Origin of the sequence: Streptomyces caeni, from assembly GCF_042678285.1 — a bacterium.
Taxonomy (GTDB): domain Bacteria; phylum Actinomycetota; class Actinomycetes; order Streptomycetales; family Streptomycetaceae; genus Streptomyces; species Streptomyces caeni.
In genome coordinates this window covers 1-19,159 of record NZ_JBHUDX010000028.1, presented here as the reverse complement: position 1 = coordinate 19,159, position 19,159 = coordinate 1, and the positions used below count along the sequence as shown (strand labels likewise).

Genomic DNA, 19,159 nt, shown 5'->3' with positions numbered 1-19,159 from the left:
TCTGTCCTGGTGCTTCGGGCCTGACATCTCAGGTCCGATTTCTTCAGCCGTACGGCGGGGCGTACGCCACCGGGCACGCCCGGCGTGGCCGGGTCCGGTGGTGTGCACCGTGGAGCGGCGGGCGGCCGCCGTAACGCCGCGAGGCCGCCCCCATGGCTCTGGGAGCGGCCTCGCGAACAAGCCTGAGTTATCGCGTCTCGCGGTGCGCGGTGTGCGCGTTGCAGCGCGGGCAGTGCTTCTTCAGCTCAAGGCGATCCGGGTCGTTGCGCCGGTTCTTCTTGGTGATGTAGTTCCGCTCCTTGCACTCCACGCAGGCCAGCGTGATCTTCGGGCGGACGTCGGTGGCAGCCACGTGAGTGCTCCTTGACGAACGGATAGACGAAATTAACGCAAGAAAGAGTAGCCGATCGAAGGACCGACCCCACAATCGGCTACTGTGAGTAGCGGTGACCGGACTTGAACCGGTGACACAGCGATTATGAGCCGCTTGCTCTACCGACTGAGCTACACCGCTGCGATGCGATCGGGCCCCGCCTCGCAGCGAGTACCTCTCACACCAGAGCCCCAAAACGGAATCGAACCGTTGACCTTCTCCTTACCATGGAGACGCTCTGCCGACTGAGCTATTGGGGCGAGCGATGAAGACATTACACGGTCGCCCGCCGTTCGCCCAAATCCGTTTCACGGCACCCGCCCCGACCTGTCCCCCGCGCCGCCCGGGCGTTTCCCCGGCCATTCTTCGGTCCAGCGGGTGGCGGGAACCACCGCAGTCACCCCAGCCCCAATGGCCGCAGCGGTGTGCTCACTTGGCGTAACCGCTCTTGTTCGCCTGCGATGCTCCGTCTCCGGCCCGTGCCGACAATGGGAAGCCCACGCACCCGAACCGCCGCCGAACACCACACCAGTACGACTATTGCGCTCCTCCCCGCCCCGGCCGGGTCGTCATCCTAGGCTCGACTCACTCTGCGTGATCTTGCCCCTGGTGCGCAGCCGCCCCGAGCCACAGGAGCGCGATGCCCGACAGCTGCCCGCAGCCGCCCCACTCCTCGTCCTCGTCGTCAGGTCCGGCCGACTCGGCCCCCCTGCTGCTGTGCGGGGCACGGCTCACCGACGGCCGGACGGTGGACGTGCGGCTGGGCGGCGGGCGCATCGAGGCCGTGGGCACCGCCGGCAGCCTGGCGGTGGGGGCCGTGGGCGCACGGGTCGATCTCCGCGGCCATCTGCTCCTTCCGGCCCCCGCCGAACCCCACGCGCACGGCGACACGGCCCTGTCCGCGGACCGGGACGGGCCGATGTCGTACGACGCCGAGGAGGTCCAGCGCCGCACCACCGAGGCCGCCCTGCTGCAGCTCGGGCACGGCGCGACGGTGCTGCGCTCGCACGTGCACATCGGGGACGTACAGGGGCTGGACGCGCTGGCCGCGGTGCTGAGGGCGCGACACTCCCTGCACGGGCTCGCCGAGCTGACGGCGGTGGCTATGCCGCGGGTACTGACCGGGGCCGCAGGGGCGGACGGGCTCGCGATGCTGCGGGACGCGGTGAAGATGGGCGCGACGGTCGTGGGCGGCTGCCCGGACGCGGACCCCGACCCGATCGGGTACGTGGAAGCGGTCCTGCAGCTGGCCTCCGAGCACGGATGCCCGGTCGACCTGCACACGGACGCCGACGATCCGGCGCGCCTGGGCCGGGTCGCGGCGATGGCGGGCGGGCTGCGCCCGGGAGTGGCGCTCGGACCGTGCGGCGGGCTCGGACGCCTTCCGGCGGACACGGCGGCGCGCGCCGCCGACCAGCTCGCCGCCGCCGGGGTCACGGTGGTCTGCCTGCCGCAGGGCGGCTGCGGCGGTGCCGAGCGGCGCGACACCGCCCCGGTACGGCTGCTGCGGTCGGCCGGGGTGCGGGTCGCGGCGGGCAGCGGGGCGCTCAGGGACGTGTCGAACCCCGTTGGGCGCGGGGATCCGTTGGAGGCCGCATACCTGCTGGCCTCGCGGTACGGGCTGCGCCCCGAGGACGCCTACGACACCGTCAGCACGTCGGCGCGGGCCGCGCTCGGGCTGCCCGAGGTACGTGTGGAGGCGGGCTTCCCGGCAGAGTTGCTGGCCGTGCGCGGCGACCGGCTGGCGGGCGCGCTGTCGCTCGCGTACAGCCGCATCGTGGTCCACCGGGGGCGCGTGGTGGCCCGTACCAGCGCGGTGCGGGAGTACTGCAGCTCGGCGGCGGTGGCACTTGACCTGCCACGGCAGGGCCGGGTCCAGCCGCCGTGACCGTGGCGCGCCGGGTGACCGGGGCGCCCTGTGGCGGTGCCCTGTCGGCGGTGCGCGGCGGTGTGTGCCCGTTGCCACGGGGTGCGCGGCGGTGATGCGCACGGACGGTGGTGCGCGCCGGTGCACGGCGGTGCGGCGACAGGGCGTGCGGGACGTCGCACGGCGAAGGGGCCCGCCCGGGCGTACGGTCGGAAACATGCGCATTGTCATCGCTGGTGGTCACGGTCAGATCGCGCTACGGCTGGAGCGGCTGCTCACCGCGCGCGGTGACGAGGCCGCGGGACTCGTCCGCAACGCGGAACAGGCCGGCGATCTGCGGGCCGCCGGCGCGGAGCCGATCGTGTGCGATCTGGAGGCGGCGTCGGCCGAAGAGGTCGCCGCGCACCTGGAGGGAGCCGACGCGGCCGTCTTCGCGGCGGGCGCGGGGCCGGGCAGCGGCGCGGCCCGCAAGCACACGGTGGACCGGGACGCGGCGATCCTGTTCGCGGACGCGGCGGAACGCGCGGGCGTACGCCGGTTCGTCGTCGTCTCATCGATGGGCGCGGACCCGGAGCACCCGGGCGACGAGGTCTTCGACGTGTATCTGCGCGCGAAGGGCGAGGCCGACGCGTACGTGCGCGCCCACAAGTCCCTTGAGTGGACGATCCTGCGCCCCGGCTCGCTCACCAGCGACGCCGGCAAGGGGCTGGTCCGCCTGGAGGCGCACACGGGACGCGGCTCGATCCCGCGCGACGACGTGGCGGCGGTCCTCGCGGAACTGGTCGACACGCCCGCGACGGCCGGTCTGACCCTGGAGCTGATCAGTGGTTCGACTCCGGTGTCGGTGGCCGTGAAGTCGGTGGCGGGGAACTGAACCGCGCATACCGCAGCGCCGCCACCTCTCGTCCGCCCCCTGGGGAACTGGACGGTCCGGCCACTCTTTTTGGGGGGCGCGGCTCAGAAGAGGGCGAGCCGGCCGGGGAACTCCGGCGGGGCGTACCCGTCGAGGGCGGGCCGCGTGGCGTCGGTCTGGGCCGACCGACGGGATCCGCAGCACGAGACGAGCATGCCGCTGCTCCGTGCACCCGGCGGGTCGTGCCGCGCGAACCGCCCCGCGACGACGGCGATGTCCCGACGGCACTCTGGGCAGTTCCTGCGGCGCGGGGACATGCCCTCAGCGTACGAGTGCCGGCTCACCCCGGCAGGGAGGCGGGACGGCTGAAGTCGCCGTGCGCTGAAAGGGGCCGCAGAGCGAAGGACCGTGGGCCGAAGAGGCCGTAGACCGAAGAAGCCATAGGTTCGACATGACCGGCACCACAGGGACTCAAGGTGCCCCGCGGTCAGAGGAGAGCGTGGAACTTCGACGCACCCCGAAGGCACCACGGACCGGCCGACCAGGTTGGCGAACGCGCCGAACGCCCGGCCGAGCAGCGCCGGCCCGCGCCCGCCGGCCGAGGGCCGGCCACCGGACCGCCGCCGGTGCCCCGACAGCCGCTCGAACTCGCTGCGGCACGGGTTCAGTCCTCGGATGCGACCGGCTCCAGTCTCACGACGGGGAACTTGCGCGACGTCCTGGCCTCGTACTGCGCGCTGTCGGGCCAGTACGCCGACCAGATCCCGTACAGACGCTCCCATTCCGGCGACGCATGCGTGACGACGGTGGGCGTCGCCCTCAGGACGCGCTCGCCCACCTCGATGGTCACTTCGGCCATGGCGGCGGCATTGCCCACCCACGCAGGGTCCTTCTCCGCGCCACGCGAGGAGCCGCAGACAAGGAAGCCGTCCCCATCGGCCGCGTAGACCAAGGGATTCACGCGTTCCCGGCCGGTACGGCGGCCGACGGTGTGCAGGAGCAGCAGATGCTTGCCCTCGAAGGGCCCTCCCACGACGCCGCCATGTGCCCGGAACTGGCTGATGACCTGCTTGTTCGCCTCATTCACATCGCCCATGTCCGCCTCACTCCGCCAAGGAACTGACCACCTATCAGCTAACCAGCGGGGGCGGCGGCCGCGACGAGCCTCGCCGCAGCCCAGCGGAGAACATCGGACCTGTCGGCCGACCGGGCGAGTTGTCGGCGCTCGGCGTGGCTCCCTGCCGCACCCGTGCGAACGGTCCGGCCCGGCCTCGTCAGCAACGGCGGGCCTGGCCGGTCGAGGCCATGGCGGCTTCCACCGCTCCGCATCCGGGGAACCCGATGCGCCTCGCCTCTCACCCGTCAGCCATATGATCTTCGGCACACGAGCCTCTTGTTCCGGCTCAGCTCCGGCGCAACCCGGTGAAGGGGGCCCGCGTTGCCGGCCCAGGTTCGCCGGCCTCTTCCTGGCCGCCCGACCGGCGTCCGCGAAGGCACTCGTTCACGCACGGCTCGGGACGGACGAACCGACGGATCGACCCGGCCCTGCAGAAGCGGGGGGGAACGGGGCGGGACAAGTCGCCCCTTTGATGACCCGACGGCCTGATCACCGTCGAACGTTCGCGCGCGGACACGACAAGACCCCCTCCGCTCTGCGTCTCCGCAGTTCAGAGGGGGTCTTCCCAGTGTGGCGGCGCTAGGATTCGAACCTAGGAAGGCTGAGCCGGCAGATTTACAGTCTGCTCCCTTTGGCCGCTCGGGCACACCGCCATGGTTTGTTGCTGCGGAGGCCGCTTTTCGGCGGTGCCCCCTGGCAACGACGTAAACGATACCTGATGCGGGGGGGTGCTTCGCCACCCGATAGATCGGCGTTCGGAGGGGGCGAGGTGGCTAGGCTTATCCGGATGCGGCCCGGGATCGATGCCGGGCCGGGCGGCCGCGCTCCCGCACGCCGAAACGCACCCCGATCCACCCCGATCCACCCCGATCCACCCCGATCCACCCCGATCCACCCCGATCCACCCCGATACAAGGAGCCACAGGACATGGCCGACTCCAGTTTCGACATCGTCTCGAAGGTCGAGCGGCAGGAGGTCGACAACGCCCTCAACCAGGCCGCCAAGGAGATCTCGCAGCGCTACGACTTCAAGAACGTCGGTGCCTCGATCGCCTGGTCCGGCGACAAGATCCTGATGCAGGCCAATTCCGAGGACCGGGCGAAGGCCATCCTCGACGTCTTCCAGTCCAAGCTGGTCAAGCGCGGCGTATCCCTGAAGTCTCTGGACACCGGCGAGCCGCAGCTCTCCGGCAAGGAGTACAAGATCTTCGCGTCGATCCAGGAGGGCATCTCCCAGGAGAACGCGAAGAAGGTGGCGAAGATCATCCGTGACGAGGGCCCGAAGGGCGTCAAGGCACAGGTTCAGGGGGACGAACTTCGCGTCAGCTCGAAGAGCCGCGACGATCTCCAGGCCGTGATCGCCCTCCTGAAGAGCACGGAATTCGACTTCGCGCTGCAGTTCGTGAACTACCGGTAGGTCGTTCGATGGCCGGTCCCGGTGGTCGGGCGGGTGTCCCCCCGGGGCCGGTTCATCGCTCGTGCAGGAAGGGTGGGCACCCCGGAGTGCGGGTGCCCACCCTTCTGCGTGTGCTGCCGGCTGCGGCCGGGGAAGTGCGTTCAGCGGCGTGAGTCGCCGAACAGAACGCGGTAGACGATCAGCAGCACCAGCGAGCCGCCGATCGCAGCCGCCCAGGTGGGCCCGTCGTAGAAGTCCTTGGTGATCGGGTGGTGGAGCCAGCGGGCGGATATCCAGCCGCCGATGAAGGCACCCGCGATGCCGATGAGAGTCGTGCCGATGAAGCCGCCGGGGTCCTTGCCCGGCAGCAGGAACTTGGCGATGGCGCCTGCCAACAGCCCCAGAACGATCCAGCTGACAATGCCCATGCCGTGATCCTGCCTCTCCGTGCTGTGCCTGTGCTGTGCTCCTGCTCCGGTCCGGCTGTGCGCATGCTCGGACGCCGCTCGCCGCCGCTGATCAACGTGCCGGCCCGTCGCTGTCGGGGAGGACGCCTTGGCATCGCCCGCCGGTTGCAGCGGTGGTCGCCTACTGCAACGCGATGTCCTCGGCACGGCTGGCAGCCCGGTATCCCGCCTCGGGCGGCACCTATGTGTACGGACGTGAACGGCTCGGGGATTTCTGGGGGTATCTGGCGGGCTGGTCGTTCGTCGTCGGGAAGACCGCCTCGTGCGCGGCGATGGCGCTCACCGTGGGGGCGTACGTCTGGCCCGGGCAGGCGCATGCGGTGGCGGTGGCGGCCGTGGTGGCACTGACCGCCGTGAACTACGGCGGCGTGCAGAAGTCGGCCCTCCTGACGCGGGTGATCGTGGCGGTCGTCCTGGCTGTCCTCACTTCCGTGGTGGTCGTGTCCCTCGGGTCCGCGGCGGCCGACGCCTCCCGGCTGGACAGCGGGGGCTTCGGGGGCGCCGGCGGGGTGCTTCAGGCGGCGGGCCTGCTCTTCTTCGCGTTCGCCGGGTACGCGCGGATCGCCACCCTCGGTGAGGAGGTACGGGATCCGGCGCGCACCATCCCGCGCGCGATCCCGCTCGCCCTGGGCATCGCGCTGGTGGTGTACGCGGCGGTGGCTGTCGCCGTCCTTTCCGTGCTGGGTACGAAGGGGCTGGGGCAGGCGGCGGCGCCGCTGGCCGACGCGGTACGGGCGGCGGGCGTGCCCGGTCTCGCGCCGGTGGTGCGGGTGGGCGCCGCGGTAGCCGCACTGGGCTCGCTGCTCGCGCTCATCCTGGGCGTCTCGCGGACGTCGCTGGCCATGGCCCGCGACCGGCATCTGCCGGGCTCCCTGGCCGCCGTGCACCCACGCTTCCAGGTGCCGCACCGGGCAGAGTTGGCCGTGGGCGCCGTGGTGGCCGTGCTCGCCGCGACGGTGGATGTGCGGGGCGCGATCGGTTTCTCCTCCTTCGGGGTGCTGGCCTATTACGCGATCGCCAACGCGTCCGCCTGGACGCTGAGTTGGGCGCCGGCGTCGCGTACTCTGCCCACGTTCGGGCTCCTCGGCTGCGTGATCCTGGCGTTCGCGCTGCCGAGGGCGTCGGTGGGCCTGGGCGCGGGCGTGCTGCTTCTGGGCGTGGTGGCGTACGTCGTACGGCGCAGGGTCGCTGCTCGGTAGCGAGCCGCGGGTTCACCCGGGCCCGGAGGGTTCACCCAGGCCCGGAGGGTTCACGGGTGGCCGTGCGTGCCCGGAGTCCTTGCGGGCAGGCGCCGTACGGGCGGGGCTTCCCTATGACGGGCGCGCACCGTCCGTGCGTATAGGGAGGTCGGCCCACGGCGCCAGGTCGGCTCCGGCGTTGGACTCCTCGTACCAGCCCGTGCCGTCGAGCCATGACTGAAGCCACTCTGCGAGACCGGGGGCGTCCACGTACCAGGCATGGTCGGCCTCGTCGGCGTTCGGCTCGTAGAGCAGAACCGTGCCCTGCGGGGTGCGGCAGTCCACGCAGGCGTACATGCCGCAGCCCCAGTGGGATATCGGCAGGATGCTCTCGGGCCAGGGCCAGTCGGGGTCCTTGCGGCCGCTCTCGCGGTTCGCGAGGTATTGCGGGACGGCGGCCGGCTCACCGGACGGCGGACTGTCGAGCAGGGGCAGCAAACCGTATGCCGGGCCGAAGCCACCGTCTCCTATCCGCAGATACAGCGCGGCGAGCAGCGAGGGCAGGGAGAAGCCCAGGACCGCCTCGGCACGGGCGATCGCGGCCTCCTCCACCGGGTCGGGAAGCGAAGGCCAGCCCCACGGGCGGGTGTTGCGGGCCTGCAGCGCCACCCTGTCCAGCAACTGCTCCATCTCGGTCATGGGTTCATGATGCAGGGCGCCACTGACAATCGGGCAGCCTGTGGACAACCCTCGCATCCCTCGGACCGGGTCGATGTCGACGCGTCGCTCCGCAGGTCACTCCGCAGGCCGCTCCGCAGGTCACTCCGCCAGGCCACGGCCGGGCGCGGACAAAGTCCATGCCGCCGCTTCGCCCTCGGCGATTCCCGGACCACCGGCCGGAGCCGTCGCCGTACCGGGGCCTGGCGTTGCTCGTACGCGCCGCGAACGCGGGAGGAGCATGAAGTGGGCTAGGGGGTGTTTCGAAAGTCCTGTGCGGTGCCCGCGGTGTCCGGTGCGTGCTCTCGGCGTGCCGGACGAAAGCCCTCGTACTGGACGTACTCGGGGTTTCGGCCGGTGCGGCGAGTGGGGGTGCCCCCTGCTCGAAGAGGATGGGGGAGCGTGCCGGGCACCGTGGGTGCTGTGCGGGACTTCCGAAACACCCCCTAGGCCGAACGGGATCGCTTTCCGACGCCCACAACACGCCAACAAGGCCGCCACGGTTCCGGCTCCGTGCTGAGCGCCGGATACTAGCTGGTGGCACCGGGTGCGAGCGTCAATCTCGAAGGGGCAGTGATCATGAAACTGATCAACCTCATCCTGAACCTCCTGTGGTTGATCTTCTGCGGGATCTGGATGGCACTCGCCTACACACTGGCCGCGTTGATCTGCTTCGTCCTGATCGTGACGATCCCCTTCGGCGTCGCCTCGCTCCGGATCGCCGGCTTCGTGCTCTGGCCCTTCGGCCGTACGGCGGTGCCGAAAGCAGGCGCAGGAGCGGGCTCGCTGATCGGCAACGTGATCTGGATCATCTTCGCAGGCTGGTGGCTCGCCATCGGTCACCTCATCACGAGCATCCCGCTCTTCCTGTCGATCATCGGTATCCCCTTCGGATGGGCGAACCTCAAACTGATCCCGATCTCCCTCATGCCTCTCGGGCACGAGATTGTGTCGAGCCACGACGGGTTCGGCGGGCGCTGATCAGGTCTGGATACGGCGGAGTCCCGACTCTGCGGGCCCGGCACTGTCGTGTCGGGCTGCGGCGCGGTGCGGACCGGGGTGTGGTGCTCGACATGCCTCGCCCATGGCGCAACGCGGAGAGCCGATCCACCGGCAACAGCACGGTTTATGGCTGGAGTGCCAGGTCACGCTGATACCAAGTGCCTGGCTTACCGCCGAGGTCGGCCGGGCCGGCCGGGCCGACCGGAACGAATCCGGCCTTGGCCAGGACCTTCTGGGAGGCGACATTGTCGCGGGAGGTGGCCGCCCGCAGTACGCGCAGCCCGTGCCGCGCCGCCGCCAGACGGCACAGCTCCCGGACGGTCGCGGTCGCCACGCCGCGGCCGGCGGCGTGCTCCGCGACCCGGTAGCCGAGTTCGGCGGTACCGTCCGTGAAGCCGTACAGGTTGAACCGGCCCAGAACCGAGCCGTCCTCGTCAACGAGCACGTAGAAGGCGCCGGTGCCTGCCTCTTGCTCTGCCAGCAAGGCGCTGTGCCGGTCGGTGAAGTGGTCGAAGAACTCGTCGCCGCGGTCGGAGACCGAGGCAGCGAAGTAGGCGCGGTTCGCCAGCTCGAAGGCCAAGACCGTCGGGGCATGGCTGGCATGCAGCTGCTGCAGCTCGGGCACCGGGCAACTCTACCGGGACCGCCGACGCCCTCGTCAGCAATCGCGATTTCGCACGGGAGGCGGCGGCTGAACGGCAGTGGGGCGTGCCCGAGACCAGGGGCACCGCCCCGGAGCCGGCCGGCGGGCCAGGCGCCCCCGGACCGGCCTCCGGAGGCGATCGCTGTCGTCGGCAGCTCGCTGGAACCGCTCTCGGAGACGGGAGCGGCCGTTGTCGCGGCAGGCGGCGAGAAGGCCGGTTCGCCGAGCGCGCCGAGCTTGTCGACGTTCAGCGTCACCCCGCTGCTGTCGGTCGTCTCGATGCTGGCCTTCGCGGGCCCGCCTCCGCGAGGCCTTCGGCCGGCGGAGAGCGCCGAGCCGTCCCGCAGAAACCGCTCGGAACGAGCCGCATGACGCTCAGGATTGGCTTACCGGTGCCGCCCCGCCATCTGCTCGAGCCGGGCGATGCGCTCCGCCATCGGCGGGTGTGTGGAGAACATCTTGGAGAATCCCTGACCGGGACGGAAGGGGTTCGCGATCATCATGTGGCTCGCCGTCTCGATGCGCGGCTCGGGCGGGAGCGGGAGTTGCTTGGTGCCCGCCTCCAGCTTGCGCAGGGCACTGGCGAGTGCGAGCGGGTCGCCGGTCAGCTGAGCGCCTGAGGCGTCCGCCTCGTACTCCCGCGAGCGGCTGATGGCGAGCTGGATGAGGGTCGCGGCCAACGGGCCCAGGATCATGATCAGCAGCAGGCCGAGGATGCCGGGGCCGTCGTCGTCGTCCGAGCGGCCGACCGGGATCAGCCAGGCGAAGTTCACCAGGAACATGATCACCGAGGCGAGGGCGCCCGCGACGGAGGAGATCAGGATGTCGCGGTTGTAGACGTGGCTCAGCTCGTGTCCGATGACGCCGCGCAGTTCACGCTCGTCGAGGATGCGGAGGATGCCTTCGGTGCAGCACACCGCCGCGTTGCGCGGGTTGCGGCCCGTCGCGAAGGCGTTCGGCGCGTCCGTCGGCGAGATGTACAGGCGGGGCATGGGCTGGCGGGCCTGGTTGGACAGGTCGCGGACCATGCGGTACAGCCCAGGGGCCTCGAACTCGCTCACCGGACGGGCGCGCATCGCGCGTAGCGCCAGCTTGTCGCTGTTCCAGTACGCGTACGCGTTGGTGCCGATCGCGATGAGAACCGCGACGACCAGGCCGGTACGCCCGAAGAAACTGCCGATGACGATGATGAGTGCGGACAGTCCCCCGAGGAGTACTGCGGTCCTGAGCCCGTTGTGCCGGCGGTGCACGGTACGCCCTCCAAGTGGTGCGGCAGGGGAACCCTTTGTCTGCGAATGCTGTTGACTCCACTTCTCAGTGGACCCTCCCGCACTGGTCAACGCCAGGCGAGGAGCGCAAGTTCCCTTGTGCGCGCATCGGAGCACGTGGGCCCTCCGGGTGACGCGGCCCGGTGCCGTCCAGGCGTCCCCGCCTGCGGGGCCCCGGGTGCCCGCGCGCGTGAGGGCGCCCGTCAGAACAGGCCGGTGGCCGAGAAGCGGAGTACCAGCTGGGGCGCTCCGGAGAGGGCGATGCCCACGACGGAGGTCAGGCCGATGGCCACGGTGAGCGGGCCCGGAACGCGATGCTTCTCCGGCTCGCCCTCGGAGGCGCGGAAGAGCAGGGCCGTCCACTGGAGGTAGTAGACGAGCGCGATCACCACGTTGGCGGCCATCACCACCGCGAGCCAGCCGAGGCCCGCGTCGACGGCCGTGGAGAAGACGGTGACCTTGGCGAAGAGACCGATGATGCCCGGCGGCAGGCCGGCCAGGCAGAGCAGGAAGAACGCCAGGAGCAGGGCCGCGAGGGGGTTCGACGCGTACAGGCCGCGGTAGTCGCTGACGCGGTTCAGGGTCCTCCTACGGCCCACGAGGGCGGCCACTGCGAAGGCGCCGAGGTTCACCACCGCGTACATCAGGGCGTACGCGACGGTGGAGCCGATCGGCTTCTGCACGTCCTTGGTGTAGGCGGCCGCGGCGACCGGGACCAGGAGGTAGCCGGCCTGGCCGATGGAGGACCAGGCGAGCAGGCGTACCGCGCTGTACGCGCGCGTGGCCTGCTGCCGGAGGGCGCCGACGTTGCCGACGGTCATGGTGAGCGCGGCCAGCGCGGCGAGTGCCGGGCCCCACACGTCGGAGTACGTGGGCAGGGCGACCACGGTGACCAGGATCAGGCCGGAGAAGCCGACCGCCTTGCCGACGACCGACAGGTAGGCGGCGACCGGCAGGGGCGCGCCCACATAGGTGTCGGGCACCCAGAAGTGGAACGGGACGGCGGCCGTCTTGAAGGCGAAGCCCACCAGGGTGAGCACGACGCCCGCCTGGGCGAGCGTGCGGAGCGGGCCGTCCACGTGCTGGATCCGTTCGGCCACCTGGGTCAGGTAGAGGGTGCCGGTGGACGCGTACACGAAACTGATGCCCAGGAGGCTGACCGCGGTCGCGGTGACGGACGACAGGAAGAACTTCAGGGCCGCTTCGGAGGAGCGCTTGTCCCCATGCCGTATGCCGACGAGGGCGAACGCGGGCAGGGAGGCGACCTCCAGGGCGACGACGAGGGTCGCCAGGTCGCGGGAGGCGGGCAGCAGGGCCGCGCCCGCCGCCGAGGACAGCAGCAGGAACCAGAACTCCCCTTCGGGGAGTTCCTTCCCGGCGTCCTTCAGGGCGGTGACGGACAGGAGGGCCGCGAGGAGGGCACCCCCGACGACCAGGAACTGGATGACGAGTGTGAAGCGGTCCGCCACATAGCTGCAGACCTGCGGATCACCCGTGAGGCAGAAGGTGGCGCGGTCGGCGTCGAGGAGGGGCAGCAGCATGAGCGCCGCCGCGGCCAGTCCGGCGATGGACACCCAGCCGAGGAGGGCCTTGTTCCGCTCTGCGAGAAAGAGGTCGGCGACGAGGACGGCCAGCCCCGCGACCGCCGCGATGGTGGGCGGTGCGATCGGCAACCAGTCGACGGACTGGACGAGGGAGCTCATCGGGTGCCTCCTGCGAGGAGCTGCTGCACGGCCGGGTCGGTCAGGCCGAGGAGTGCCTTCGGCCACAGGCCGGCGACGACGGTGAGGGCGACGAGCGGCGTCCAGGCCGCGAATTCGTACGTGTGGACATCGGCGATCTTCGGGGCTTCCTCGGTCACCACGCCCATGCAGACGCGCCGTACGACGATGAGCAGGTAGGCGGCGGTGAGGAGGGTGCCGAACACGGCGACCGCCATGAAGGTGAGGAAGGCGGGGCGGCTGAGGCCTGCGGCGGGCTTGAAGGCGCCGAACATCGCCAGCATCTCGCCCCAGAACCCGGCCAGTCCCGGCAGGCCGAGTGAGGCGACGGCGGCGAAGGCGAGCAGGCCGCCGAGGCGGGGTGCCTTGCCGTAGAGGGCGGCGCCGGTCTCCTCGGCCAGGGTGTCGAGGTCGGTCGTGCCCGTGCGGTCCTTCAGGGCGCCCACCAGGAAGAAGAGGAGGCCGGTGATGAGGCCGTGGGCGATGTTGGCGAACAGGGCCCCGTTCACGCCGGTGGGGGTCGCGGACGCGATGCCGAGCAGTACGAAGCCCATGTGGCCGACGGAGGAGTAGGCGACGAGCCGCTTGAGGTCACCCTTCGCGCCCCGTTTGGCGAGGGCGAGGCAGGCGAGGGACCCGTAGACGATCCCGACGACCGCGAAGGCGGCGAGGTAGGGCGCGAAGGTGTGGAAGCCGTCGGGCACACCCGGAAGGAGAATCCGGACAAACCCATATGTACCCATCTTCAACAGGACACCGGCCAGCAGGACCGAGCCGACGGTGGGCGCGGCGGTGTGGGCGTCGGGCAGCCAGCTGTGCAGCGGCCACATCGGCGTCTTGACCGCGAGCCCGATCCCGATCGCCAAGACCGCGATGACCTGCACGGATGTGGTGAGGGACCGGCCGTTGTCAGTGGCGAGTGCCACCATGTCGAACGTGCCCGCCTTGATTCCGATCAGGAGCAGGCCGAGCAGCATGACGACGGAGCCGAGCAACGTGTAGAGGATGAACCTCCAGGCCGCCCGGGTCCGCCCCTCACCGCCCCAGCGGGCGATCAGGAAGTACATCGGGATGAGCACCGTCTCGAACGCGAGGAAGAACAGCAGCAGGTCCAGGACGGCGAAGGCCGCGAGGGTGCCGGACTCGAGGACGAGCAGCAGGGCGACGAACGCCTTCGGGGACGGGCCCGAAGGCATCTTGAAGTAGGAGTAGAGCGCGCAGAGGAAGGTCAGCAGCGCGGTCAGAACGAGAAGGGGGAGAGAGATGCCGTCTGTACCGAGGTGGATCCGTACGTCGAGCGCGGGGATCCAGCTGATGTCGGTCGTGGCCTGCATCGTCGACGGGTGGTCGTGGTCGAAGCCGAGTGCGAGGACGATCGCCGCGATGAGCACGGCGCCGGTGACCGTCACGCCGTGCCGCAGCACGGCATGCTCGGGCGACTTCCCCTTCAGCCCGGGCGGGGCCGGCAGGAGCGCGGCGAGCGCGCCGAGGAGCGGCGCGACGACGATGAACGCCAGTAGGAACTGCATCACGGACTCGCTGATATCGATCACGCCTGTTCACGCTCCCGTGGCGACGAGGAGGGCGGCCACCGCCAGGACGAGGGTGCCGGCGAGCAACGCGCTCACATAGGTCTGCACATTGCCGGTCTGGGCGCGTCGTACGGCCGCGCCGAGCAGGCGGGGCAGGGCGGCCACTCCGCGTACATAGGTCTCGATGACCTCGCGGTCCAGGAACCGGACCAGGTTCGCTCCGGCGCTGACCGGGCGGACGAAGAGCGCGTCGTACACCGCGTCCAGGTGAAAGCCGACGGCCGCATGGCGGTGCAGCGGGCCGAGCAGGAGGCGGCCCGGGTCCGCCGGGTCCGCTGTGTAGGCCACGCCACCGTACGCGGGCGCATGGGTCGCGATGGCCTCGGCCTCCACGGCACCGGCGCCCCCCTCGGGGTGGGCCGCGACCGCGCCCAGTGCCACGCGGCCCGCGAGCGCGGTGGTGTGGCGCCAGGCGGCGTATGTCACGAGCGCGCCGGTCAGGGCGAGGCCGGTGCCGAGGACGGAGGTTGTCAGCGTCGGCGCCAGATCGCCGCCGCCGAACCAGTCGGGCAGGACACGGTACGTGAGTCCGAACGCGAGCGACGGGACGGCGAGCACCCACAGCACGGTGTTCATGACGAGAGGCTGTCTGCCGTGGTCGGGGGCCTCGGCGCCGTGGCCGCGGAAGGCCAGCAGCCACAGGCGGCACGCGTACGCGGCGGTGAGCAGAGCCGTGACCAGGCCGACGACGAGGACGATCCAGCCCGCGGCACCGGGTGCGTGTTCGGTGTGGCCGGTGGCGACACGCTCGGCGGCGCCGAGGACGGACTCCTTGGAGAAGAAGCCGGCGAACGGCGGGATCGCGGCGAGCGCGAGGAGCGCCACGGTCATCGTCCAGTAGGCGTCGGGAACACGGACGCGCAGGTCCTTCATGCGGGACATGGCGGCCAGCGAGTTGGTGCCGGCGGCGTGGATGATCACGCCGGCGGCGAGGAACAGCAGCGCCTTGAAGGCGCCATGGGCGAGGAGGTGGAAGACAGCGGCACCGCGGTCGCCGACGGCGAGGGCGCCGGCCATGTAGCCGAGCTGGCCGATCGTCGAGTAGGCGAGGACACGCTTGATGTCGTCCTGGGCGAGCGCGGCGAGCGCCGAGCCGGCCATCGTGACGGCGGCCATGACGGCGAGGACCACCATCGCGGCGGAGGATGCCTCGAAGACCGGGAGGAGACGTGCGATGAAGTAGACACCGGCGGCGACCATCGTCGCGGCGTGGATCAGTGCCGAGACGGGGGTGGGGCCCGCCATCGCGTCGGGAAGCCAGGTGTGCAGCGGGAACTGCGCCGACTTGCCCGCCACTCCGGCCAAGAGCAGCAGGGCGACAAGGGTCGGGTGATGCAGTCCGCCGGTCGCGACGGCCCCCAGGACCTTCGTGATGCGGAAGGAGCCCGCGTCGGTGCCGAGGGCGAACAGCCCGATGAGGAAGGGGACGTCGCCGAGCTTGGTGACCAGGAACGCCTTGATGGACGCGGCACGGGCCTCGGGCGTCTCCCAGTAGTGGCCGACCAGGAAGTACGAGCAGATGCCCATCACTTCCCAGCCGACCAGCAGCACGATCAGGTCACCGGAGTAGACGACCAGGAGCATCGCGGAGCTGAACAGGGAGACGAGAGCCGCGTACGAGGGATACCGCGGGTCGTCGTGCAGGTAGCCCGTCGAGTAGATCTGCACACAGGTGGCGACGACGCCGACCAGGACGGCGACGAGGGCCGCGAAGCCGTCGATGTGCAGGGCCAGCTCGATCGGGACCGAGCCGGTGGGCGTGAGCTCGGTGGCCGAGTCGACGGCCCGGCCACCGCCCTGGCGCGCGGCGACCAGCACGGCCACCACGAGCGACGCGAGGATCGGCAGGACGGCGAGCGGGCGGACGAAGCCGGGGGCCGTGCGGCCGAGCAGCAGGCCGGCCAAGGCGCCCAGGAACGGAAGGAGAGGAACGAGGACGGCGAGGGTGGTCGTGGTCACGCGGTGGCCTCAGCCTTCTCGGCCGCAGGGGTGTCACCTTCGCGGCCCTCGGCGGTGTCGCGGAGTCTGTCGATGTCCGAGGTGCCCCGGTTGCGGTGGACGGCGAGGACGATCGCGAGGCCGATGCCGATCTCGGCGGCGGCGATGGCGATGGTGAACAGGGTCAGGGCCTGGCCGGAGTGCAGCGTTTCGCTGGCGGCCCTGCTGAGCCACACGTCGAAGGCGACGAGGTTGAGGTTGACGGCGTTGAGCATCAGCTCGACCGACATCAGGACGAGGATCGCGTTGCGGCGGGCGAGGACACCGTACAGGCCCGTGCAGAAGAGGAGGGCGGAGAGCACGGCGGGATAGACGAGGTGCATCAGCGGACGCCCTTCTTCTCGCTGCCGCCGTCCGGAACGGCCGCGGCGCCGGGGGCGGTGGTCGCCGCGTCCGCTTTCCTCTTGCGGGAGAGGACGATGGCGCCGACCAGGGCGGCAAGGAGGAGGACGGAGAGGGCCTCGAAGGGGAGGACCCAGTTCTGGAACAAGCTCGCGCCGGTGACCTTCGTGGAGCCGGAGGCGGGGCCGTCGAGGTCGATCCAGGTCGTGCGGAAGGCGTCGACGACCACCCAGACCAGGGCGGCCGCGGCCGCGACGGCCACGGTGAGAGCGGCCCAGCGGTTGCCGGAGTCCGCGTCCGGGGAGCGGCCGATGGGCGCCTTGGTGAGCATGAGACCGAAGAGGAGGAGGACGACGACGGAACCCACGTAGATGAGGACCTGCATCCAGGCGATGAACTCGGCGGTGAGCAGGAGGTACTCGACGGCCAGCCCGCCGAGGGCGCCCACGAGCCACAGGGCCGCGTGCACCAGCTGCTTGGTGGTCACGGTCACCAGCGCGGCGCCGAAGGTGACCAGGCCGACGAGGAGGAAGGCGCCCTCGACGCCGGTCGGCGAGAGGAAACCGTGCGTCCCGGCGGCCGTGGCCGTGGCCAGTACGGCGGAGGCAGGGCTCATGACTCCCCCTCCTGCGGGTCGGTCGGTTCGGCCTGGGCGGCGGCCAGCTTCTCGGCGGTCCTGCGGGCGGCGGCCATCTCCTTCGGCTCCTCGGCGCCCGGGTCGAGGGCGGGCGGGGCGGGCACCGTCCACATCCACTCGCGGAGCTTGTCGCGTTCGTGGGTGAGGTCGCGGATGTCGGTCTCGGCGTACTCGAACTCCGGGGACCAGAAAAGGGCGTCGAAGGGGCACACCTCGATGCAGATACCGCAGTACATGCAGAGGGAGAAGTCGATGGCGAAGCGGTCCAGGACGTTGCGGCTGCGCTCACGGCCGCCGGGGGTGGCGGGCGGCACCGTCTCCTTGTGGGAGTCGATGTAGATGCACCAGTCGGGGCACTCACGGGCGCACAGCATGCAGACCGTGCAGTTCTCCTCGAAGAGGCCGATGACGCCACGGCTGCGGGGCGGGAGGTCGGGCTGGGCGTCCGGGTACTGCTCGGTGACGGACCTCTTCGTCATCGTGCGGAGGGTGACGGCCAGGCCCTTGGCCAGACCGGAGCCGGGGATCGACAGTCGGGACCGTCCGGAGGACGTCGTTGCGGGGCGCCGGCCCGGCGACGGGCGGGACATCAGGAGATCACCACCTTGACGATGCCGGTGAGGGCGATCTGGGCGAGGGAGAGGGGGACGAGGAGCGTCCAGGAGAGTTTCTGGAGCTGGTCCTCGCGCAGGCGGGGGTAGGTGACGCGCAGCCAGATGACGACGAAGGCGAGGAGCGCGGTCTTCAGCAGCGTCCAGAGCCAGCCGAGCCCGTCGGCACCCCACGGGCCGTGCCAGCCGCCCAGGAACAGGACAGTGGTCAGACCGCACAGGACGACGATTCCGGCGTACTCGGCGAGGAGGAACAGGGCGAAGCGGAGACCGGTGTACTCGGTGTACGCACCGAAGATGATCTCCGAGTCGGCCACGGGCATGTCGAAGGGCGGCCGCTGCAGCTCGGCGAGGCCGGCGACGAAGAAGACGATCGCGCCGACGATCTGCCAGGGCAGCCACCACCACTCGAAGGCGTCGACGATGCCCGGCAGTGAGACGGTGCCCGCCGCCATCGCCGCAGAGGCGGCGGCGAGCAGCATCGGAAGTTCGTAGGCGAGGAGCTGGGCCGCGGTGCGCAGGCCGCCGAGGAGGGAGAACTTGTTGGCGGAGGCCCAGCCGGCCATGAGGGAGCCGAGGACGCCGACGCCCATCACGGCCAGGACGAAGAAGATGCCCGCGTCGATGGCCTGACCGACGGCGCCCTCACCGGGGCCGATCGGGATCGCGAGGAGCACGAGCAGATACGGGAGGAGCGCGACGGCGGGGGCCATCTGGAAGATGCGGCGGTCCGCGCCCGCGGGGACGACGTCCTCCTTCTGCGCGAACTTCACGCCGTCGGCGACGAGCTGTGCCCAGCCGTGGAATCCGCCGGCGTACATCGGGCCGAGGCGGCCCTGCATGTGCGCCATGACCTTGTGTTCGGTCTGGCCCACGATCAGGGGGAAGGTGAGGAAGACGACGAAGACGACGAGAAGTCGCAGGGCGACGTCGAGTGCGCCGTTCACTGCGTGCCTCCGGTGGAGTCGTCGGGGGTGGCGGTCTCGTCCCGAGTGACGGTCTCGGCTGAGGGAGCGGGCCTGGGGGGTTCAGCGTCGCCGGGGTGGCCTTCACCGGGGCTGCGGGCTTCGCCGGTGTCGGCGGCTTCACCAGGGCCGGCTTCACGGCCGGCCGCGCCCGGCTCGGCTCCGGTCTCGTCTGCGGGCTCGTCTGCCGTCTCCGCCCCGGCCGCCGGTTCCGGGCCCTGGCCGAGAGGGGGTTCGGGCTCGTCGAAGGCCGGGCGGGCGTGGTGCCAGGGCGCGTCCGAGCTGCTTGGTGCGGTGCGGGACGCGGGGGCCGTGCCCTCTGCCGCCGGAGCGGCCGCACGCTGCGAGGCAGAGCCCTCGGACGCACTGCGCGCACGCCGCGGCCCGGCCGGAGCCGGGGCCCCCGCGCCGG

At 71.0% G+C, this 19,159-nt stretch carries 19 protein-coding genes and 3 tRNA genes; 5 read left to right on the top strand and 17 right to left on the bottom strand.

Annotation, left to right across the window (positions count from 1 at the left end):
* Positions 1-187: 187 nt before the first annotated feature.
* From rpmG to ACFSL4_RS11695, 3 genes are all read right to left on the bottom strand, one after another.
* Entirely contained in the window at positions 188-352 is a 165-nt protein-coding gene (gene rpmG / locus ACFSL4_RS11705) for a 50S ribosomal protein L33 (protein ID WP_065962933.1), read from the bottom strand.
* A gap of 89 nt (positions 353-441) precedes the next feature.
* Positions 442-514: transfer RNA gene (locus ACFSL4_RS11700), tRNA-Met, on the bottom strand.
* A 46-nt stretch (positions 515-560) separates the two neighbouring features.
* Positions 561-633 (bottom strand) — tRNA-Thr (locus ACFSL4_RS11695).
* A gap of 380 nt (positions 634-1,013) precedes the next feature.
* On the opposite strand from ACFSL4_RS11695, the gene ACFSL4_RS11690 reads away from it, so the two are divergent.
* Both ACFSL4_RS11690 and ACFSL4_RS11685 read left to right on the top strand, forming a co-directional pair.
* Positions 1,014-2,261 (top strand): amidohydrolase family protein, encoded by a 1,248-nt coding sequence (locus ACFSL4_RS11690; RefSeq protein WP_381081375.1) that lies wholly within the window; start codon positions 1,014-1,016, stop codon positions 2,259-2,261.
* Positions 2,262-2,457: 196 nt separating this feature from the next.
* Positions 2,458-3,114 (top strand): SDR family oxidoreductase, encoded by a 657-nt coding sequence (locus tag ACFSL4_RS11685; protein ID WP_381081373.1) that lies wholly within the window; start codon positions 2,458-2,460, stop codon positions 3,112-3,114.
* Positions 3,115-3,197: 83 nt separating this feature from the next.
* On the opposite strand, the gene ACFSL4_RS11680 is transcribed toward ACFSL4_RS11685, so the two are convergent.
* The 3 genes from ACFSL4_RS11680 to ACFSL4_RS11670 form a co-directional block, all read right to left on the bottom strand.
* Positions 3,198-3,410, bottom strand: a complete 213-nt coding sequence (locus tag ACFSL4_RS11680) for a hypothetical protein (RefSeq protein ID WP_381081371.1) — start codon at positions 3,408-3,410, stop codon at positions 3,198-3,200.
* 347 nt (positions 3,411-3,757) lie between these two features.
* A complete protein-coding gene (locus ACFSL4_RS11675) occupies positions 3,758-4,189 on the bottom strand; it encodes a nitroreductase/quinone reductase family protein (RefSeq protein ID WP_381081369.1) in 432 nt (143 codons plus the stop codon).
* 592 nt (positions 4,190-4,781) lie between these two features.
* Positions 4,782-4,863 (bottom strand) — tRNA-Tyr (locus ACFSL4_RS11670).
* 275 nt (positions 4,864-5,138) lie between these two features.
* On the opposite strand from ACFSL4_RS11670, the gene ACFSL4_RS11665 reads away from it, so the two are divergent.
* Positions 5,139-5,627 (top strand): YajQ family cyclic di-GMP-binding protein, encoded by a 489-nt coding sequence (locus tag ACFSL4_RS11665; RefSeq protein ID WP_381081367.1) that lies wholly within the window; start codon positions 5,139-5,141, stop codon positions 5,625-5,627.
* A gap of 140 nt (positions 5,628-5,767) precedes the next feature.
* Here the strand turns inward: ACFSL4_RS11665 and ACFSL4_RS11660 are convergent, their stop codons facing one another.
* Positions 5,768-6,034, bottom strand: a complete 267-nt coding sequence (locus ACFSL4_RS11660; RefSeq protein WP_381081365.1) for a GlsB/YeaQ/YmgE family stress response membrane protein — start codon at positions 6,032-6,034, stop codon at positions 5,768-5,770.
* A 35-nt stretch (positions 6,035-6,069) separates the two neighbouring features.
* Between ACFSL4_RS11660 and ACFSL4_RS11655 the strand changes: the two genes are divergently transcribed.
* Positions 6,070-7,272, top strand: coding sequence for an APC family permease (locus ACFSL4_RS11655; protein WP_381081363.1), 1,203 nt, complete (start codon positions 6,070-6,072; stop codon positions 7,270-7,272).
* A gap of 111 nt (positions 7,273-7,383) precedes the next feature.
* Here the strand turns inward: ACFSL4_RS11655 and ACFSL4_RS11650 are convergent, their stop codons facing one another.
* Complete coding sequence (locus ACFSL4_RS11650; RefSeq protein WP_381081361.1) at positions 7,384-7,950, bottom strand: SMI1/KNR4 family protein; 567 nt, start codon at positions 7,948-7,950, stop codon at positions 7,384-7,386.
* A gap of 597 nt (positions 7,951-8,547) precedes the next feature.
* On the opposite strand from ACFSL4_RS11650, the gene ACFSL4_RS11645 reads away from it, so the two are divergent.
* On the top strand, positions 8,548-8,949 hold the full coding sequence (locus ACFSL4_RS11645; protein ID WP_381081359.1) for a YccF domain-containing protein: 402 nt from the start codon (positions 8,548-8,550) through the stop codon (positions 8,947-8,949).
* 145 nt (positions 8,950-9,094) lie between these two features.
* Here the strand turns inward: ACFSL4_RS11645 and ACFSL4_RS11640 are convergent, their stop codons facing one another.
* From ACFSL4_RS11640 to ACFSL4_RS11600, 9 genes are all read right to left on the bottom strand, one after another.
* Positions 9,095-9,595 carry a GNAT family N-acetyltransferase gene (locus ACFSL4_RS11640; RefSeq protein WP_381081357.1) on the bottom strand — a complete coding sequence of 167 codons (501 nt, stop codon included), beginning with the start codon at positions 9,593-9,595 and terminating at the stop codon, positions 9,095-9,097.
* A 404-nt stretch (positions 9,596-9,999) separates the two neighbouring features.
* Positions 10,000-10,863: a zinc metalloprotease HtpX gene (gene htpX / locus ACFSL4_RS11635; protein WP_381081355.1), complete on the bottom strand. Its 864-nt coding sequence runs from the start codon at positions 10,861-10,863 to the stop codon at positions 10,000-10,002.
* A 221-nt stretch (positions 10,864-11,084) separates the two neighbouring features.
* Positions 11,085-12,584, bottom strand: coding sequence for an NADH-quinone oxidoreductase subunit N (locus ACFSL4_RS11630; RefSeq protein WP_381081353.1), 1,500 nt, complete (start codon positions 12,582-12,584; stop codon positions 11,085-11,087).
* Entirely contained in the window at positions 12,581-14,155 is a 1,575-nt protein-coding gene (locus ACFSL4_RS11625; RefSeq protein ID WP_381081351.1) for a complex I subunit 4 family protein, read from the bottom strand. The genes ACFSL4_RS11630 and ACFSL4_RS11625 overlap by 4 nt, the downstream gene beginning before the upstream one ends.
* Positions 14,156-14,161: 6 nt before the next feature.
* The gene (locus ACFSL4_RS11620; RefSeq protein ID WP_381081349.1) at positions 14,162-16,153 is read right to left on the bottom strand and encodes an NADH-quinone oxidoreductase subunit 5 family protein; all 1,992 of its coding nucleotides are present in this window, start codon (positions 16,151-16,153) and stop codon (positions 14,162-14,164) included.
* Positions 16,150-16,515, bottom strand: a complete 366-nt coding sequence (nuoK, locus tag ACFSL4_RS11615) for an NADH-quinone oxidoreductase subunit NuoK (RefSeq protein WP_381081347.1) — start codon at positions 16,513-16,515, stop codon at positions 16,150-16,152. The genes ACFSL4_RS11620 and nuoK overlap by 4 nt, the downstream gene beginning before the upstream one ends.
* Positions 16,515-17,150, bottom strand: coding sequence for an NADH-quinone oxidoreductase subunit J family protein (locus ACFSL4_RS11610; RefSeq protein ID WP_381081345.1), 636 nt, complete (start codon positions 17,148-17,150; stop codon positions 16,515-16,517). Before ACFSL4_RS11610 ends, nuoK begins: the two co-directional genes overlap by 1 nt.
* Positions 17,147-17,650: a 4Fe-4S binding protein gene (locus ACFSL4_RS11605; RefSeq protein ID WP_381081619.1), complete on the bottom strand. Its 504-nt coding sequence runs from the start codon at positions 17,648-17,650 to the stop codon at positions 17,147-17,149. The genes ACFSL4_RS11610 and ACFSL4_RS11605 overlap by 4 nt, the downstream gene beginning before the upstream one ends.
* A 110-nt stretch (positions 17,651-17,760) precedes the next feature.
* Positions 17,761-18,729, bottom strand: coding sequence for a complex I subunit 1/NuoH family protein (locus ACFSL4_RS11600; RefSeq protein WP_381081343.1), 969 nt, complete (start codon positions 18,727-18,729; stop codon positions 17,761-17,763).
* Between the last annotated feature and the right edge of the window lie 430 nt (positions 18,730-19,159).